The sequence below is a fragment of the Metabacillus sp. RB-C-LZQ-3-1 genome (assembly GCF_058315175.1).
In genome coordinates this window covers 397,594-413,869 of the sequence record NZ_JBZFLI010000002.1, presented here as the reverse complement: position 1 = coordinate 413,869, position 16,276 = coordinate 397,594, and the positions used below count along the sequence as shown (strand labels likewise).

Genomic DNA, 16,276 nt, shown 5'->3' with positions numbered 1-16,276 from the left:
CATATAGATAAAGATGAGAGTTTACCCTAATCCTAGTTTCGTACTGCTGATTAGTCATGATTATTATGTTGAAATATTCTTCGGTAAACGAATCTTGAAGTACAGACCATAAAGATATGCCAAACTATTGTCCACTTATATTGACGTCTATTGAAAAAGAGAATCCGACAATTTTTTAGAATCGCATCAAACAAATGATAAATGCAAAGGTGAAAGATTCGACTATACACTCCATTTCTCTTACCTAGAAATGTGGATATGATTGACATAATGATACTATATAGTGGTGCAATCATAAAATGTACCCGAACTGAATCGAATTTCCTGATTTTAAATCGTATCACTTGTTTATAAGCTAAAATATACATAAAAATTGTGTCAATTACCATTATTGTTAAATAATGGGCTAATTTTTTTACGATCATTTTTTGCTGGTTAAGTCCTTTAAAGAAGAAATCACTCATTACATAATAGGTTGGTAATAAGAAAAAAGTGTAAACTGGTTTCCACCATTTGATTTCATATATCTTTAGCCATATAAAAAGCCGTTCTATACAATAAAAATAGATTGAAAAGCCAATTTTCCATTTCCAATCCTTTTTAAAAATTGTGATAAATGTTGATGACACTGGAATATAAATTGCCTGTGAGAGAATGGCTCCTAAAATATTGTCAAAATACCGCTTTTTCAATAATTTGGGTTTATATGTGTAAGCCTGAAATAAATTTAACACAACATATTCAAATAAAAACGCCATTCCTATATTGGCAAAGAGTAAAGTCCACGTGTTCTTTAATTTACGTTTTTTTAGTAAGCAAACAAAAAATAATTGAAAAACCACTAGGATTAAAAACGGTATAGAATTTTTATTTAAACGGACCTTTACGTCCATATATTCACCAACTCTTAAAAATGATTATTAGTTATCATGTGTTAATTTCAGAAAAATATGACTGTACGAAGGATAAAGGTTAGATTGTTTCTTCAAAATGGAGGTCAAAAATAAGTGGATATTCGATTTTTAACTGGAATAGATTCAACCCACTATAAATCGTTGAGACTAGAAGCTCTGCAAAATAATCCAGAAGCTTATAGTTCAAGCTATGAAGAAGAAATAAATATTCCATTACACCAAACGCAAAACCGCTTAAATGCTGAGCATTCTTATACGATAGGTGCATTTATTGACAAAAAACTTGTTGGAACAGCTACATTAGTTGTTGAAACAAAAAAGAAAATTCAACATCGCGCAACCATTGTGTCTGTTTATGTTCATCCGAAGCACCGAAATGTAGGATTAGGGAAACGGTTATTGTCTGAACTTATAAAGAAAGCTAAATCATTACCAAGAATTGAACAAATTTATTTAACAGTAACAGCAAGCAACCTTCCTGCAAAAAAACTTTACCATTCAATCGGTTTTGAAATGTATGGCATCGAAAAAAGAGCGTTAAAAATAGAAGAAACGTATTATGATGATGAGTTAATGGTCTTATTTATAAAATAATGAGCTGTTAACAGATCGAAATTTCGGGAATATTTTTCCTGTTTTGGGTATATACCCAAGAGTTACCCTCCCAGGCAGCATAAGTTTATATTAAAAAAGGGAGGAGTGCTTACTATGCAAACTGAATATCAAATACCAGCAATGAATCAGTATCAAAATAACGTAATTGACCCTAATGACACACGAATCTTTGGAAGACCTTTTGGGAGATTTGGTTTTGGTCGACCATTTGGATTTGGTTTCGGAAGACCTTTTGGATTTTACCGTCCGTTTTGGGGAGGCCCATTTCTAGGAGGAGTATTAGGTGGTCTGTTAGCTAGCTCTTTAGTTTACCCATATGGATTCGGTTATCCATATCCTTATTATCCTTACTACCCCTACTATCCTTACTATTGATTAGTGCATGAAGATTGGCCTCAATCAACAAGTATTGAGGTCAATTTTTTTCTTATTTATCATTAGGAATGCTTTGATTATGTGGTATTCTGACAGTAATAGGAATTTCATTTAACTTAAGCTTACAAGGTAGTTGACGAAAAAGTGATGATGGGATTAAGGTAAGGTACTTTATTAAAGATGGGGAGAGCACATGCAAGCGGTAAAGGGTATTACGAAAAAACCATGGTTTCTTGGTATGCTGGTTTGTCTATTTTTGATCATAACGCTGTGGTATATTCCGATAGAGAAACGAAAATATGGTGTTGATCAAAACTTTCTTGCAACAGATTACACAGGTTTACTTCCTGAAAAAATCGCTAGAGTTAAAAAAGCAGAGAATCGAAATGAATTACAAAGAATTGTAAAGGAAGCAAATACAAATGGGGATAAGCTTTCAATTTCAGGCTTACAGCATTCACAAGGTGGTCATACATACTATAAAAATGGTGTAATGGTCGATATGAAGGCAATGAATAAGATCATTAACATTGACAAACGTGAGAAAACAGTAAAGATTGAAGCTGGTGCGACATGGGAAGATGTTCAAGAAGCTGTAAATCCCTATGGATTAGCGCTAAAAGTAACGCAGTCACAGTCTATTTTTACGATCGGAGGCTCGCTATCTGTTAATGCACATGGACGTGATATTCGTTTCGGTCAAATGGCTGACACTGTAAAGGAAATGACCCTGCTTACGCCAACAGGAGATATCAAAACCGTTTCCCGAGATAATAAGGAGCAATGGATGAAATATGTATTCGGTGGCTATGGATTATTTGGAATTATCCTTGATATGACACTAGAATTAACTGACAATAACGTATATACAATCCATACTAAAGAAATTGAGCCAGATCAATATGAACCATATCTTACATCACTACTAAATGATAAAGATATAGCTATGCATTATGCGAGAATTAGTGTAGCCCCAAGTTCGTTTTTAGATGAAATGTATGTCATTGACTATAAGAATACTGGGAAAATAGACAAAACGACAAATTTAAAAGAAGAAACTGGGATAAAGATTAGTAAATTAGCTTTGGATGTGGGACGGAAAGGTGGTTGGCTAGAAGATCTTTTTTGGGAAACTCAAAAACAATATATCCAATCACTTAATCATGATACCATTACACGGAATAATGCAATGAGATCTGAATCGACCTTTATGGAGTTTACACAACCAGGGAGGGTTGAAGTTCTACAGGAATTTTTTGTACCAGTAAATAAATATGAAGAATATATATCAGACCTAAAGAAATTGCTTTCAGGAAATGAACAGGATAAAGACTTTAAAATCCATAATATTACGGTTCGTTATATAGCAAAAGATGATGTTACGAGCTTACACTATGCTAAAAAGGATATGCTAGGTCTTGTTGTATTAATTCAGCATGGTGTAGACGAAGAAGAACTAGAAGAGGCGAAGGACATTATCCAAAAATGGACGAATCTAACGATAAAACATGGTGGTACATATTATCTTCCTTATTATCCTTATCAGACAAGGGAACAGTTTCAGGCAGCTTACCCTAACTGGGAAAACTTCCAAGAAGAAAAAAGACGGAGAGATCCAAATGGTGTTTTTCAAAATTTATTCTATGAGCATTATTTAAAATGAGAAAAGAACGAATGAAAAAGGGAATAGTTGAGAACTTTCCACTTGTTGTTACTGTTGGTCAGGTTGTCATTTTCCCTTATTATATTATTTGGTTAAAAGAAATTTCTTACACTTATACGCTATTTGCTTGGTTTTTTGCCGGTTTTTCTTTTTCGGCAGCTTGGGGTTATAGAGTCTATCAATCTAAAAAGAAAGAACTCTTAAGTATTTCTTCCGTTTATTTGGTAATGGGGATGATTTATCTATCCATTTACTTTATGAATGGACAAATAGAAATCATTCCTTATTTTGCCCTTATTATTCAAATTCTATTAGGCTTTTTACAAGGTTATTTTCGTGCATGGCATATAAAACAAGCTTCCTATTCATTACATGCTGTTCATCATTATTTATTAGTAGGAGTAAGTATGATAGGATTATCATTTATTAAAATCTTGTCACCTGTTGCGTTTCTCACATGTTTTGGGGCTTATCTCTTTTTCTGTGGGATAATTGGGATGATCCACAGCGGGGTTAAAGTTTTTTATCAAGATAGGGCGTAGTATTTGATCCATATAAAATATACAATACTGGATCTGGAGGAAAAATCATGATAACAGAAACACCAAATTGTCCAAAGTGTCAGTCTGAATATACTTATGAGGACGGTATGCTTTATGTGTGTCCAGAATGTGCTCATGAATGGGCGATACAAACTGAACCGGAAATAGAAGAAAATCAATATGCAGTGAAGGATGCAAATGGAAATATTCTTCATGATGGTGATTCAATTACTGTGATCAAAGACCTAAAAGTAAAGGGAACATCACTTGTTGTAAAAATAGGAACAAAAGTAAAAAATATACGATTAGTAGAAGGAGACCATAACATCGATTGTAAAATTGAAGGATTTGGTGAAATGAAATTAAAATCGGAATTTGTGAAAAAACTATAAAATACAATAAGGTTGACTTCTATTAAACAGAAGTCAACCTTAATTAAATGTCCAATAATGATTCAAACAAAAATTCACAAAAGGTATTACCAAAATTGTCACCAATTCACCAATGAGATAATGAAAATTAAGTAAGCTTACCACAGTAAACATTATACCAACATTCATACTAAATCCAATTATCGCAACAATTGTAAAACGTAGAAGTTTTTGATGAGAATAATTACCGCCAAATGTAAATCTTTTATTCAAATAAAATGAACAAATTGTCATGATCACAAACGCGATCATTGCACTATATACAGGATTTTCACCCGATAACTCCACTAAAAGAAACATACAAAGAAAATAAATCCCCGTACAGAATATTCCAACAAAACTATATTTAACAAATTTTATTACAGGCCATTTCTCTACTAGCATTTTTGTTCCTTTCTAAACTAAACAAGTGTTTTTATTATAGCATATGGCTGTTGTGAATTATTTCATTAATCAAATTTTTCTATCATTCAATCCTGGATAGATATGGTGCAATTTAGTTGGTGCAAAACATGATGGATGGCCCTTCATTATGAATTAGTGTTACTTATAAAAGTCGATATGAAACTTTTTGATTGTCAAAAACGTAAGCAAGTTAACAATATTTATAGGGGGAGGGGATATACTATGGAGTTAATGTGGATTGCATTTGGATTAGTGGGAGCCGCATATTTTATCGGAGAAGGACTGAAGAATTTCCGTCATCCAAATGAGAACAGTTTAACTAGTATTTTTAAGGAAAATGATGATCATGAATTAATTAATGAAAAAGATTTGCACCATTTCATTGGTACATCGAAGGATGATGCAAAAGCTTTGTTAAAGGAATATCCAAACGTCCCACACTTAAAACTTAACGGCTCCATTTATTTTCCAAAAAAGCAATTACGTGAGTGGTTATTAAAAATTGGTGAATAAGTAGAAAACTAGAATTGATTTACATACTATTTTTAGGAGAAAAAAGATGAAAAAACAAAGAACGTGGATTTCCTTAACTGTTTTACTTATCGTTATCTATATCCTACATTCCACACCACATTTGTCTGTTCGAACATACGTCTTTTTTACTGGGTATCCGATTCAGGCATTTACTTCAGGTATTGTAGATGATACATACCACAATGAAGTTGATAAAGAAGAATTTGAAAAAATAAATGCAAGAGCGTATACCTTAACAAACCCGCCTATTGAGAAAGCTACACAAGGTGTGCTTAGTAATTATTTAGTGAGAAAATATGGGATTTTTTATATCACTGATTTCTTAGGGGATTTATAACAAGGTATTATAAGCCCATGATATCTAATTGGAAAAATCAAGTCCAAATGGCGAAATTCTCTCTGATAGAAAAAATGCCCTAACAAAAATAGAGGGCATTTTCGCTAAAACATACTTAGATGATAATCTTTTGATAATAATTCTAATAACCGTATCCCAGCTATGCTGTTCCCTTTTTCGTCTAATGATGGACCAAATATCCCAATTCCAAACTTCCCTGGAACAGCCCCCATAATTCCTCCGGAGACACCGCTTTTTGCTGGAATGCCAATTTTAATTGCAAATTCTCCTGATGCATTGTACATACCGCATGTGACCATAAATGTTTTACAAATGCGGGCTATATCCGAAGGGATGATTTGGTTACCATTCTGCGGATCAGCCCCATCCATTGCAAAAACAGCACCAATTCTAGCTAAATCCGAGCAATTCATTTCAATTGAGCATTGCTTAGAATACAAGTCTATTAATTGTTCAACATCTTCATTTATAATGTTGTGCTGTTTTAAGAAGTAAATCAAAGACCGATTTAGATCAGCTGTTTCATATTCTGATTGAGCAACTTCTTTATTGTAGGTAACGGATTGGTCATTCGTCAGCTCTTGAACAAATGATAATAACCGGTGCAGCCTTTCCTCAACAGAATTTCCAGCAATCAGATGTGTCACAACAAGTGCTCCAGCATTAATCATTGGATTTAATGGTTTTGCAGGTGCCATAGTTTCCAGTTTGGCAATTGAATTAAAGGGATCACCAGTCGGTTCCATTCCCACTCGTTCGAACACTACTTCCTTCCCTTGATCCATTAACACAAGAGCAAGGCTAATCACCTTTGAAATACTTTGAAGAGTAAACTTCTTTTTTATATCTCCTGCTGACACACAATCCCCACTTGGATAGTGAATCGCAATAGAAAGATCATCGGGGTTTTCTTTACCAAGTGCTGGAATATAATCTGCCACTTTCCCTTTTTGCGTCCATTCTTTTGATTTTTCCACATAACGCTGTAATTCATCACTTGATCGACATAACACTAGTCATCACCTTCAATCTAAAAATGTCTTTCGTTGCCAAAGCAGGGTTTTGACAAACAAAAGACATATTAAAATTAACTTGATTTACGATTTTGGTAAAATTGATCAGAAGAACGGATTTGCAATGGATCAAAAAAGTTTGCAATCTCTCTTTCAGCACTTTCCATTGAATCAGAGCCGTGAATGACATTTTCCTCTTTTTTAAAGGCAAAATCTCCGCGGATTGTTCCAGGCTGTGCTTCAGTTGGACTTGTTTTCCCAATCATAATACGAGAAACCTCGATAATATTTTCACCTTCCCATACCATCGCAAACACTGGAGCAGATGTAATAAAATCAACCAACTCTCCAAAAAACGGCTTTTCTCTGTGTTCCTCATAATGATATTCTGCCTTTGATCGATCAATAGTCATTAACTCTGCATGCAATAAAGTAAATCCTTTTTGTTCAAACCGTTTGACAATCTCGCCAATTAATCCACGTTTAACACCATCTGGCTTCACCATAATAAACGTCCGTTGTAACGCCATTTTTATCACCTCTATGACTATTTTTAAGACTCCAGTAAACAGTATGACATTTTTGAGGTTTTCTTAAACCATTACTTTGAATTATTGTGTTCATCCATAGAACGAGAATCACATGCCTTATAACATGCAATTATGGAAACCTTACATGGCGTGACCCGTGGCCGGTTTCAATTAGGAGTGTAATCAGAACCGTCGGGCTTTCCTTTGCGGTTTTATGTGAAAATCCATATGAGCTGGAGCAGGAAGGTGAATGGATAGCCGTCTCTCTATATGGAACAATAGGGGCAACTGTAAAAGGGTCAAAACATGAAACAATTGGTTTAGAAATTCATTGACTAACTAATTGTTATTTTACAGTTCTCGTTTTTAAGAGGAGCTGTTTTTTGTGGGATAATACCATATTCGAAAATCAACTATCTTTAAATACAGAAAATATGTACTAACTAATAATAATATTATGTAAACTAATAGATTTTTTTAAAAAAAACTAGATTGTGATATTCATCACATAGTATTGCACCAAAAGTCGATAAAATATAGACATAGGAAGTTCCTTCCTACAAACGAATTCCAGGGGAGAGATGATCATGAATATGGTCTATGAACAAATTCTTGTTGCGATTGATGGCTCAACGGAAGCGGAGTGGGCATTTAAAAAAGCTCTAAGCATTGCCAAAAGAAACAAGGCACGTCTTATTTTATGCAACATTATTGATACACGAGAAGTAGTATTGACAGCTTTTGGCACACCTATCGAACCATCGGTTATTCGGCTTGCAGAAGAATTCTCACAATCTCTATTATTAAAATATAAAAAGCTAGCATTAGAAAGTGGTATACAAGATATTGAACCGATTATCGAATTTGGCTCGCCAAAAGTTAAGATTGCAAAAGAAATTGCTCCAAATCAAAAAGTGGATTTAATTGTTTGTGGTGCTACAGGCGTAAATGCTGTTGAAAGAATTTTTATAGGCAGTGTATCTGAACATATCCTTAGATACGCAAAATGTGACGTTTTAATCGTTAGAACGAAAAAAGAAGAGGACTAAGCTAATTGGAGGAATAAATATGAACCTGATTATTCACAGCAAAAATCTTGAATTAACAGAAGCGATGAAAGCATATATTGACGAAAAAATCGGCCAAATCATAGACCATTTCTTTCATGATGTAACTCACATACAATTACATGTTAATTTATCCACAATTAAATATCATCATTGCATCGAAGTAACAATTCCACTGGGAAATATGACAATACGTGCTGAAGAAACTACAAACGATATGTATAAATCAATCGATTTGGTTGAAGAAAAGCTGAAAAGACAGATTCGAAAATACAAAACAAGAGTAAATCGAAAAATACGCAAAAGTAGAGCTTGCATACAACCAGAAATAATAGACCCTCCTCAATTGGAACATGCAGAGGATGAGATTGTTCGAATTAAGCACTTTCACTTTAAACCGATGAGCACGGAAGAAGCGATTTTACAAATGAATTTGCTTGACCACCAATTCTTTGTCTATCAGGACGCAAACACAGACCAATTTAGTATTGTATACAAAAGGAAAAATGGACAATATGGACTGATTACTTCAGATAAAATGGAATCAGTAGGAGTAGGGTGAAAATTTGTGAAAAGAACATCCATTATTGGTTGTTCTTTTTTGTTTAATCTATAATGGAGTGACTCGTAGTAAATTTATTTTCAGAATCGAAAAAAATAGATATACCACTTTTCGTTCGACAAAATGTATAAACACTCCTTTTCTAGTAGCTACTTTAGAAATAGATACTGAAAATATTCCCCATATTCTAGTTTAAAACACCTGTGTTTCCAATTCGTAAACACATCCTTTTTACTATAAAAATATAATATTTGGAAAATTAAATAGAAGACTAACCATGAACATGGTTGCAGAAAATGTCTAAACAATAGGAGATCTTTTCTATTAAGTCTATCTATAAACATTTGTACAATAACATTGTAGGAAGTTTTATCCAAAGGGGAGGAAGAAAAATAATGAGTTTAAAGAAGAAAGTAGTATCTGTTTCACTAACTAGTCTATTAGCTTTTGGTGCAATGACATCTGTATCATTACCTGTAAGTGCGGTTGGTAATGGGCCAAATACAGGTAATGGTTCGATTCAAACGTCCATTCTCCATACATATGATAGCTTAGTAGAGTATTTAAAAACTCAAGATAGCAAACAAGATGCGATGGAGCTTGAAGTAATAGGACAAACGGTAAAGGGCAGAGACATCTACATGGCAAAATACATATCTAATCCAGAAAATCCAACCATTTTATTTCTCACTCAGCAGCACGGTAATGAACAGTTAACGACTGAAGGGGCACTTGAATTTATTAAACATTTAGGTACAAACAAAACAAAAGGCGTTTTAGATAACGTAAACGTTCTTATCATTCCGATGTTAAATGCAGATGGAGCTATGGGTGACGTTAACTTTTCATTGGACGATTATTTAGCTGATGGAGATCGACACTTAACCCGTTATAATGCCAACTATGTTGATTTAAATCGTGAACATGATAAAGCTACTAGTGAGATGGAGCCTGAAGCTAGAGTCCTTCATGAAAATGTTTTTGCAAAGTATGATATTGATTATATGATCGATCTGCATCACCAGGGTACAAGAAGCGAAACAGAAGGTGAGCTTGTGTCTGGGTCGATTTTGTACCCTACAAATTCTAATGTAAAACCAGAAGTATTAGAAGGATCTAAAAAACTAGGTTCAGTTGTTTATCATACACTTGAAGAAACTGGCTGGGGTCATATCGGTAAATACAATGGCGGCAGTGGTGAAAACATCGGACGTAATGGTGCAGCTGTTCGTTATGACATTTCGACATTATTATTTGAAATGCGCGGTATGTCAGACCACTATATCGAATCTTATGCTCTCGGTCAAAAAAGCAATGGTTATTTAATCAAACAAACGGTCACAACATTAGATGCTGCTGTTCGAGCGATTGCAGATGGTTCGATCAATTCAGCTGATACGAGTTTTTGGGATACTTTACCGACCCAAACAAATCGTTCCAATGAAGAATCTGATGAATAAACAGGATTAATAAGCAAGATTAATAAACACATCCTCTACATGATTAGAGGATGTGTTGTTGTTTGAGTGATTGATAGAATAACGCATCCTTGACAAGCATTGTCCTATTAATATTCTAAAACATCGTGTCGAAAAATCTAACATTTCATTTGACAAGCTTATAATAACCTATGGTAGTATAATGATGTGTTTTCTACACAAAATTTCCATAAAAAGGGGGCTTTACACGATGAAAAAACTTCGTAGTAGTTTTTTATTCATCATGGTGCTTACACTCGCGATGATTATTACTGCCTGCGGTGGCGGTAATGAAGGCGGGACAAGCGGTGCTGGTGAAGAAGGTGGCACTAGTGGAGGTGGCGGGACACAAAACCTAAGCCTATTAACTGGTGGTACTGGTGGTACATACTATCCACTTGGTGGACAAATCGGAAACATTATTTCTGATAACACAGATGCGAATATTACACCTCAAACATCTGGGGCTTCTGCAGAGAACATGGAAACTCTGAGAAATGGCGAAGCAGAACTTGCTTTCTCACAAACAGACATCGCTTCATATGCTCTGGAAGGAAAAGAAATGTTTGAGGGAGCTGCTATCGATAATATTCAAGCGATTGCATCTCTTTATCCGGAGACAGTTCAACTAGTTACAACTGCAGATAGCGGAATAAAATCAGTTGAAGATTTGAAAGGAAAAGCAGTATCAGTTGGTGCACCTGGATCTGGTGTTTATATCAACGCGATGCAAATTCTTGAAATCCACGGTTTAACAACTGATGATATTAAAGCGCAAAACTTATCATTTGATGAATCTACTGATGGAATCCAAGCAGGTAATATTGATGCAGCGTTCGTTACTGCTGGTACTCCAACTGGAGCAGTTGAAGCATTATCAGCACAAGAAGACGTTGTGATTGTTCCAATTGCAGAAGATAAAATTGCAGAATTAGTTGAGAAGTATCCATATTATTCAGAAGATACTGTACCAAGCGGAACATACAAACTTGAGTCTGAAGTAAAAACTGTTGCTGTTAAAGCAATGCTTGTAGCTTCTAAAGATCTTGATGAGAATTTAGTTTATGAGATGACAAAAGCATTGTTTGAAAACACCGATCAAATCACTCATGCAAAAGGAGAATTCATAAAAGCTGAAACTGCGCTAGAAGGTTTAGGTGATATGGAGCTTCATCCTGGCGCAGCTAAATATTTTGAAGAAAAAGGCATTTCAAAATAATTGCTTTTACAAATCGATAGATCGCATGAGCGGTCTATCGATTTCATATGTTTCATGCATGTAAGGGATGGGTATTATGAAATTAAAATTAGTATTACTAATCATACCTCTACTTTCGCTTATCGCATTTTTATTATTCTTTCCTTATAAACAAATTCTTGCCTTTACCTATGAAGATGAAGACGAAATTCTCGCTTACTTACCTTTTAAAAATGAAGACACCTTTCAAATTAAATACACCCATTCCATTCACCTCTCAGATGTGATTGAAACCTACTCCGCCTCGGAAAAGCAGATTACGCTAAAAGAGCTTTCTTACAAAGATTTTGCGGTTGGAATGCCTTCTAATGCTGAAGGTGACGAGGTATTTGAGGTAAGAAATGGTACATACTATATAACAAATATGAATCGTCATTTTCCATTTATAGATTTAAGACTCGGACAAGTGAGAGCGGATCATCGAATTATTTATAAGGACCACACATATAAATTATCTAATTTTATAAAACCAGGAACCTGGATAAGAATATCACCAAAAAAAATTTCATATTGGGAGCAATTGAAAGGAGTGAAGATCAGTGAGCAATAAAGAAGAAATAAAGACTTTAACAGAAGAAGAGCAACAGGCACTTTTAGAAAAGTATGATCCTGAGGCTGGAACGAGGAAGCTTACTGGAATTATTGGTTGGATAGTATTTTTAGGATTATTAGCATTCTCACTATTCCAATTGTATACAGCCATTTTCGGTGTGTTTACGGCGCAAATTCAAAGAACGGTTCACTTAGGGTTTGCCCTTTCATTAATCTTTTTACTATTCCCTGCTAATCGAAAGAAACGCCAAAAAGGAAAGCTGCAAATTGCATGGTATGATGGTATTTTAGCTTTACTAAGTATTGGTGTAGGAGCTTATTGGCCATTATTCTTTAATGATTTGGTTATGAGTGTTGGGAGATTATCAACTTTAGACTTTGTTGTTGGGATTATTGCGATCGTACTCGTTCTTGAGGCTACAAGAAGAGCTGTTGGTCTACCTATTACCATTATTGCCCTAATCTTTTTGATCTATGGTCTTTATGGAGAATTTATGCCTGGTTTCCTAGCACATAGAGGATTATCCTTTGAACGTCTAGTACAAACAATGTTCTTTACAACAGAGGGTATTTTAGGAACACCTCTTGCTGTATCATCAACGTTTATTTTCTTATTCCTGTTATTTGGAGCATTTTTAGTAAGAACAGGAGTAGGCCAATACTTTAATGATCTAGCAGTTTCAATTGCAGGAAGAAGAACAGGTGGTCCTGCTAAGGTTGCTATTTTCTCAAGTGCTTTACAAGGAACGATTAGCGGAAGCTCTGTTGCTAACGTTGTAACATCGGGTTCTTTTACGATTCCAATGATGAAAAAACTTGGATATAAAAAAGAGTTTGCCGGAGCAGTAGAAGCTGCTGCGTCAACTGGTGGACAGCTAATGCCTCCAATTATGGGTGCAGCTGCTTTCTTAATGGTTGAATTTATCGGCGGTGGAATCACATACTGGGAAATAGCTAAAGCTGCCGCAATTCCAGCGGTCCTTTACTTTGCCGGGATTTGGATTATGACTCACTTTGAAGCGAAGCGTATTGGCTTACGCGGTCTAACAAAAGAAGAAATGCCTGAACGGAAAGAAGTATTAAAGAAAATCTACTTATTGCTTCCAATCATTGCAGTTGTTGTTCTATTAATGTCAGGTGTCATTGTTACACATGCGGCATTATATGCAATTTTAATTGCCATTATTGTCGGTATGTTTAATAAAGATACTAGAATGGGACCAAAACAATTTGTTCTTGCTCTAGTTGACGGTGCACGTTCCGCATTAGGCGTAGCAGCTGCTACCGCTGCTGCTGGGATTATTGTAGGTATCGTTACAAAAACAGGTCTTGGATTAAAATTAGCAAATGGATTAATTGATCTTGCTGGCGGGTACTTAATCCCAACGTTAATGTTAACAATGCTTGCAGCAATTGTACTTGGTATGGGTTCACCTACAACTGCAAACTATGTTATTACTTCAACAATTGCTGCACCTGCGATTATTTTACTAGGGGTTCCTGATTTATCTGCACACTTGTTTGTTTTCTATTTTGGTATTATTGCAGATATTACTCCACCGGTTGCATTAGCTGCTTTTGCTGCAGCAGGTGTAGCGGGAGGAGAGCCGCTAAAAACAGGAGTCAACTCGGCCAAACTGGCGATCGCAGCCTTTATCATTCCATATATATTTGTTTTATCACCACAACTGCTCATGATTGATACAACATGGCTTGAGTTAGTATGGGTCTTAATAACAGCTATTTCTGGAATGCTTGCGATTGGTGCTGGAATTATCGGATTCTGGATGCGAAAGCTTCATTGGTTAGAACGTATTTTTGCCATCATTACAGGGCTTCTGCTTATATATCCAGAGGGTATTTCCGATATCGTTGGTATCATTGCTTTTGCCGCGTTATTCGCTTTACAATTCTTATGGAAACGTGGTAAGGATAACACAGTAAATATGCCAAATTAATTTTACTTTTAAAAGTCTGATTTTCTAGATTACAATCTGGGAATCAGGCTTTTTTGATAGCTCCGAATAAAAGCGCGAGGCTTTTATTAACCTAAGGCAAATAAGCAATTTAAACAATATCATTCATTGATTTCATTCTAAAATGATCCTTAGTACAATCTTTATACCTCACGCATTGAAACGATTGAACGTGAATGTACTATTCTTCGGAGTTGATAATAATACCTGACAAAACCCTTTAAGGGACCCCTATATAAGAAGTCCCTTAAAGTTATTTCCTTTATTGGTTTCGAAGCTGGTTTTCAGCCATTGCGACTAATCGCTTGGTCATTTCTCCACCAACTGAACCGTTTGCTCGAGCAGTCGTATCGGCTCCAAGTTGTACCCCAAATTCATTCGCGATTTCCTCTTTCATGGAATTAAGAGCATTTTCTGCACCTGGCACAACCAATTTATTTCTTGCCATTGTACAACACCCCTTTAGAATGGTTTAGGAACTTTAAGCACTAATATCAGATGCTCAAAATTATTTTGTCCCGTTTTTTCAAAAAAATTAGCGTTATATCTGTATGATGAGTCACTGTATAACCTTTTCATTATTGGGAACCTTATTGTATAGGTGGAAACATTAATTAATACCAGCTAAGAATTCAACTAGAACTTTTATCATCAGAGTAAGAAACATACCTAATCAAGATTCAAGAAAACCAAAATCTTTAAAAAGTTAGGAACTAGTGGGGTATTCGGAAATAGCAGCCAATTGAGTCATAAAATCTGCTGGAAAAAGGAGGATAAAAAACAATGGATATGTTTGAAAAATTTCCAGTTGCGCATTTAGATCCTGAACAGCTTCAAAAAATTTTATCACTAGAAAAAGAGCTTCGAAGTGAAACAAATGAGAACATCGTTTTAATTGCTTATGATGAGAAAGACCAAGGATAGATTGTTATTTCGATTAAAGGAAGTTTTCGTCGTTTCAACCAAAAATAGGATTGAAATTTTGCTTTCGTTCTTATATGATGTTATCTATTGAGACATACAATTTTTAGGATAAATTATAGGAATTGTAAATATTCTTAGACCTTTCTTCAGAGGTTAAGAATGTGGGATAAATACATACAAATTTTTGTATGTTTTCTTACTTTATCCGCTCAGTCAAACTGGCGGATTTTCATTTTCGTTTTGTCTACTTTTTTGTAAACACACGTATACTAGATTAAGAGTAATATTGTTTGTAAGTTTGACTAACTCAAAAAGAGTTGAGGTGTTATATCATGTTTTCTAAGGAAGAGAAAGAAGCTTTATACAAAGTCATTGCAACAAGAAGAGATGTTCGAAGCTTTAAATCAGATCCTGTGCCATTTGAAGCAGTGGAGAAAATTTTAGGGGCCGCTCATCAAGCACCTTCTGTAGGATTTATGCAGCCTTGGAATTTCATTTTAATTGAAACTGACGAATTGAAACAGAAGTTAGCTTGGGCAGCAGATAAAGAACGTAGAGCTCTTGCGATACACTATGAAGAAGATGAGAGAGCATCAACATTTCTTCAACTAAAGATTGAGGGACTTAGGGAAGCTCCTATTACCATTTGTGTGACATGTGATCCAACCAGAGGCGGGGCTCATGTATTAGGGAGAAATTCAATACCAGAAACAGATATGATGTCTACAGCATGTGCTATTCAAAATATGTGGTTAGCATCATGTGTAGAAGGGATAGCCATGGGGTGGGTTAGTTTTTATAAAAAGGCAGATATCCGCGAAATCCTAGAAATCCCTCCACATATTGATCCAGTTGCTCTCATTTCATTAGGTTATACAGACGTTTATCCGAAAGCGCCAATTTTAGAAACGGCAAAATGGGAAAAACGAAAAACATTAAAGAATTTAATTTTCAAAAATAAATGGGGGGAATATGGAGAGTAATCCTTTCAAAAGATAGCATTTTTAACCAACTGATAAACTTGAATATATCAACTACTTTCTATTCAAGTTTATCATGATCACTTACTTAACCATCGT

The 16,276-nt window shown here is 35.0% G+C and carries 20 protein-coding genes and 1 pseudogene; 16 read left to right on the top strand and 5 right to left on the bottom strand.

Translation table 11 applies throughout. The features are described from left to right. Nucleotides 1-50 precede the first annotated feature (50 nt). Nucleotides 51-893, bottom strand: coding sequence for a hypothetical protein (locus tag AC4GZ8_RS05455; RefSeq protein WP_491080782.1), 843 nt, complete (start codon nt 891-893; stop codon nt 51-53). Between the two features lie 114 nt (nt 894-1,007). On the opposite strand from AC4GZ8_RS05455, the gene AC4GZ8_RS05450 reads away from it, so the two are divergent. The 5 genes from AC4GZ8_RS05450 (at nt 1,008) to AC4GZ8_RS05430 (ending at nt 4,501) form a co-directional block, all read left to right on the top strand. Beyond that, nucleotides 1,008-1,508: a GNAT family N-acetyltransferase gene (locus AC4GZ8_RS05450; RefSeq protein WP_491080781.1), complete on the top strand. Its 501-nt coding sequence runs from the start codon at nt 1,008-1,010 to the stop codon at nt 1,506-1,508. A gap of 141 nt (nt 1,509-1,649) precedes the next feature. Next, the gene (gene ymaG, locus AC4GZ8_RS05445) at nt 1,650-1,904 is read left to right on the top strand and encodes an inner spore coat protein YmaG (RefSeq protein ID WP_491080873.1); all 255 of its coding nucleotides are present in this window, start codon (nt 1,650-1,652) and stop codon (nt 1,902-1,904) included. A 193-nt stretch (nt 1,905-2,097) separates the two neighbouring features. Further along, complete coding sequence (locus AC4GZ8_RS05440) at nt 2,098-3,567, top strand: FAD-binding oxidoreductase (protein WP_491080780.1); 1,470 nt, start codon at nt 2,098-2,100, stop codon at nt 3,565-3,567. 11 nt (nt 3,568-3,578) lie between these two features. Then, a complete protein-coding gene (locus AC4GZ8_RS05435) occupies nt 3,579-4,109 on the top strand; it encodes a hypothetical protein (protein WP_491080779.1) in 531 nt (176 codons plus the stop codon). 50 nt (nt 4,110-4,159) lie between these two features. Next, complete coding sequence (locus AC4GZ8_RS05430; protein WP_491080872.1) at nt 4,160-4,501, top strand: zinc ribbon domain-containing protein YjdM; 342 nt, start codon at nt 4,160-4,162, stop codon at nt 4,499-4,501. Nucleotides 4,502-4,540: 39 nt separating this feature from the next. On the opposite strand, the gene AC4GZ8_RS05425 is transcribed toward AC4GZ8_RS05430, so the two are convergent. After that, on the bottom strand, nt 4,541-4,924 hold the full coding sequence (locus AC4GZ8_RS05425; RefSeq protein WP_491080778.1) for a GtrA family protein: 384 nt from the start codon (nt 4,922-4,924) through the stop codon (nt 4,541-4,543). Between the two features lie 243 nt (nt 4,925-5,167). Between AC4GZ8_RS05425 and AC4GZ8_RS05420 the strand changes: the two genes are divergently transcribed. After that, the gene (locus AC4GZ8_RS05420) at nt 5,168-5,458 is read left to right on the top strand and encodes a DNA-binding protein (RefSeq protein ID WP_491080777.1); all 291 of its coding nucleotides are present in this window, start codon (nt 5,168-5,170) and stop codon (nt 5,456-5,458) included. 46 nt (nt 5,459-5,504) lie between these two features. Next, nucleotides 5,505-5,816 carry a YjcN family protein gene (locus AC4GZ8_RS05415; RefSeq protein WP_491080776.1) on the top strand — a complete coding sequence of 104 codons (312 nt, stop codon included), beginning with the start codon at nt 5,505-5,507 and terminating at the stop codon, nt 5,814-5,816. 104 nt (nt 5,817-5,920) lie between these two features. Here the strand turns inward: AC4GZ8_RS05415 and glsA are convergent, their stop codons facing one another. Both glsA and ndk read right to left on the bottom strand, forming a co-directional pair. Then, nucleotides 5,921-6,850 carry a glutaminase A gene (glsA, locus tag AC4GZ8_RS05410; RefSeq protein ID WP_491080775.1) on the bottom strand — a complete coding sequence of 310 codons (930 nt, stop codon included), beginning with the start codon at nt 6,848-6,850 and terminating at the stop codon, nt 5,921-5,923. Nucleotides 6,851-6,924: 74 nt separating this feature from the next. Then, a complete protein-coding gene (ndk, locus tag AC4GZ8_RS05405; RefSeq protein ID WP_491080774.1) occupies nt 6,925-7,380 on the bottom strand; it encodes a nucleoside-diphosphate kinase in 456 nt (151 codons plus the stop codon). A 102-nt stretch (nt 7,381-7,482) separates the two neighbouring features. On the opposite strand from ndk, the pseudogene AC4GZ8_RS05400 reads away from it, so the two are divergent. From AC4GZ8_RS05400 to AC4GZ8_RS05370, 7 genes and pseudogenes are all read left to right on the top strand, one after another. Continuing rightward, a pseudogene (locus AC4GZ8_RS05400) lies at nt 7,483-7,715 on the top strand (HutP family protein); the annotation flags it as partial. A 252-nt stretch (nt 7,716-7,967) separates the two neighbouring features. Next, the gene (locus tag AC4GZ8_RS05395; protein ID WP_491080773.1) at nt 7,968-8,429 is read left to right on the top strand and encodes a universal stress protein; all 462 of its coding nucleotides are present in this window, start codon (nt 7,968-7,970) and stop codon (nt 8,427-8,429) included. A gap of 19 nt (nt 8,430-8,448) precedes the next feature. Continuing rightward, nucleotides 8,449-9,009 carry a ribosome hibernation-promoting factor, HPF/YfiA family gene (gene hpf / locus AC4GZ8_RS05390; protein WP_491080772.1) on the top strand — a complete coding sequence of 187 codons (561 nt, stop codon included), beginning with the start codon at nt 8,449-8,451 and terminating at the stop codon, nt 9,007-9,009. A 395-nt stretch (nt 9,010-9,404) separates the two neighbouring features. After that, on the top strand, nt 9,405-10,469 hold the full coding sequence (locus AC4GZ8_RS05385) for a M14 family zinc carboxypeptidase (protein ID WP_491080771.1): 1,065 nt from the start codon (nt 9,405-9,407) through the stop codon (nt 10,467-10,469). Between the two features lie 229 nt (nt 10,470-10,698). Further along, complete coding sequence (locus AC4GZ8_RS05380) at nt 10,699-11,706, top strand: TAXI family TRAP transporter solute-binding subunit (protein WP_491080770.1); 1,008 nt, start codon at nt 10,699-10,701, stop codon at nt 11,704-11,706. 76 nt (nt 11,707-11,782) lie between these two features. Next, entirely contained in the window at nt 11,783-12,295 is a 513-nt protein-coding gene (locus tag AC4GZ8_RS05375; RefSeq protein WP_491080769.1) for a DUF1850 domain-containing protein, read from the top strand. Next, entirely contained in the window at nt 12,285-14,255 is a 1,971-nt protein-coding gene (locus tag AC4GZ8_RS05370) for a TRAP transporter permease (protein WP_491080768.1), read from the top strand. Before AC4GZ8_RS05375 ends, AC4GZ8_RS05370 begins: the two co-directional genes overlap by 11 nt. Nucleotides 14,256-14,535: 280 nt before the next feature. Here AC4GZ8_RS05370 and AC4GZ8_RS05365 read toward each other — a convergent pair whose 3' ends face one another. Next, nucleotides 14,536-14,721, bottom strand: a complete 186-nt coding sequence (locus AC4GZ8_RS05365) for an alpha/beta-type small acid-soluble spore protein (RefSeq protein WP_026562562.1) — start codon at nt 14,719-14,721, stop codon at nt 14,536-14,538. Between the two features lie 335 nt (nt 14,722-15,056). Here AC4GZ8_RS05365 and AC4GZ8_RS05360 point away from each other — a divergent pair, with 335 nt between their 5' ends. Together AC4GZ8_RS05360 and bluB are read left to right on the top strand one after the other, a co-directional pair. Then, nucleotides 15,057-15,197, top strand: a complete 141-nt coding sequence (locus AC4GZ8_RS05360) for a hypothetical protein (RefSeq protein WP_491080767.1) — start codon at nt 15,057-15,059, stop codon at nt 15,195-15,197. A 332-nt stretch (nt 15,198-15,529) separates the two neighbouring features. Beyond that, a complete protein-coding gene (bluB, locus tag AC4GZ8_RS05355) occupies nt 15,530-16,180 on the top strand; it encodes a 5,6-dimethylbenzimidazole synthase (RefSeq protein WP_491080766.1) in 651 nt (216 codons plus the stop codon). The last annotated feature ends 96 nt before the right edge of the window (nt 16,181-16,276 follow it).

What these genes read in the sequence shown, in the direction of transcription:
- AC4GZ8_RS05435 (WP_491080779.1), top strand. Translation starts at nt 3,579, where the DNA reads ATGAAAAAGGGAATAGTTGAGAACTTTCCACTTGTTGTTACTGTTGGT.
- AC4GZ8_RS05360 (WP_491080767.1), top strand. Translation starts at nt 15,057, where the DNA reads ATGGATATGTTTGAAAAATTTCCAGTTGCGCATTTAGATCCTGAACAG.
- AC4GZ8_RS05415 (WP_491080776.1), top strand. Translation starts at nt 5,505, where the DNA reads ATGAAAAAACAAAGAACGTGGATTTCCTTAACTGTTTTACTTATCGTT.
- bluB (WP_491080766.1), top strand. Translation starts at nt 15,530, where the DNA reads ATGTTTTCTAAGGAAGAGAAAGAAGCTTTATACAAAGTCATTGCAACA.
- ndk (WP_491080774.1), bottom strand. Translation starts at nt 7,380, where the DNA reads ATGGCGTTACAACGGACGTTTATTATGGTGAAGCCAGATGGTGTTAAA.
- AC4GZ8_RS05375 (WP_491080769.1), top strand. Translation starts at nt 11,783, where the DNA reads ATGAAATTAAAATTAGTATTACTAATCATACCTCTACTTTCGCTTATC.
- AC4GZ8_RS05455 (WP_491080782.1), bottom strand. Translation starts at nt 893, where the DNA reads ATGGACGTAAAGGTCCGTTTAAATAAAAATTCTATACCGTTTTTAATC.
- AC4GZ8_RS05420 (WP_491080777.1), top strand. Translation starts at nt 5,168, where the DNA reads ATGGAGTTAATGTGGATTGCATTTGGATTAGTGGGAGCCGCATATTTT.
- AC4GZ8_RS05365 (WP_026562562.1), bottom strand. Translation starts at nt 14,721, where the DNA reads ATGGCAAGAAATAAATTGGTTGTGCCAGGTGCAGAAAATGCTCTTAAT.
- AC4GZ8_RS05385 (WP_491080771.1), top strand. Translation starts at nt 9,405, where the DNA reads ATGAGTTTAAAGAAGAAAGTAGTATCTGTTTCACTAACTAGTCTATTA.
- ymaG (WP_491080873.1), top strand. Translation starts at nt 1,650, where the DNA reads ATGAATCAGTATCAAAATAACGTAATTGACCCTAATGACACACGAATC.
- hpf (WP_491080772.1), top strand. Translation starts at nt 8,449, where the DNA reads ATGAACCTGATTATTCACAGCAAAAATCTTGAATTAACAGAAGCGATG.
- AC4GZ8_RS05425 (WP_491080778.1), bottom strand. Translation starts at nt 4,924, where the DNA reads ATGCTAGTAGAGAAATGGCCTGTAATAAAATTTGTTAAATATAGTTTT.
- AC4GZ8_RS05440 (WP_491080780.1), top strand. Translation starts at nt 2,098, where the DNA reads ATGCAAGCGGTAAAGGGTATTACGAAAAAACCATGGTTTCTTGGTATG.
- AC4GZ8_RS05395 (WP_491080773.1), top strand. Translation starts at nt 7,968, where the DNA reads ATGAATATGGTCTATGAACAAATTCTTGTTGCGATTGATGGCTCAACG.
- AC4GZ8_RS05380 (WP_491080770.1), top strand. Translation starts at nt 10,699, where the DNA reads ATGAAAAAACTTCGTAGTAGTTTTTTATTCATCATGGTGCTTACACTC.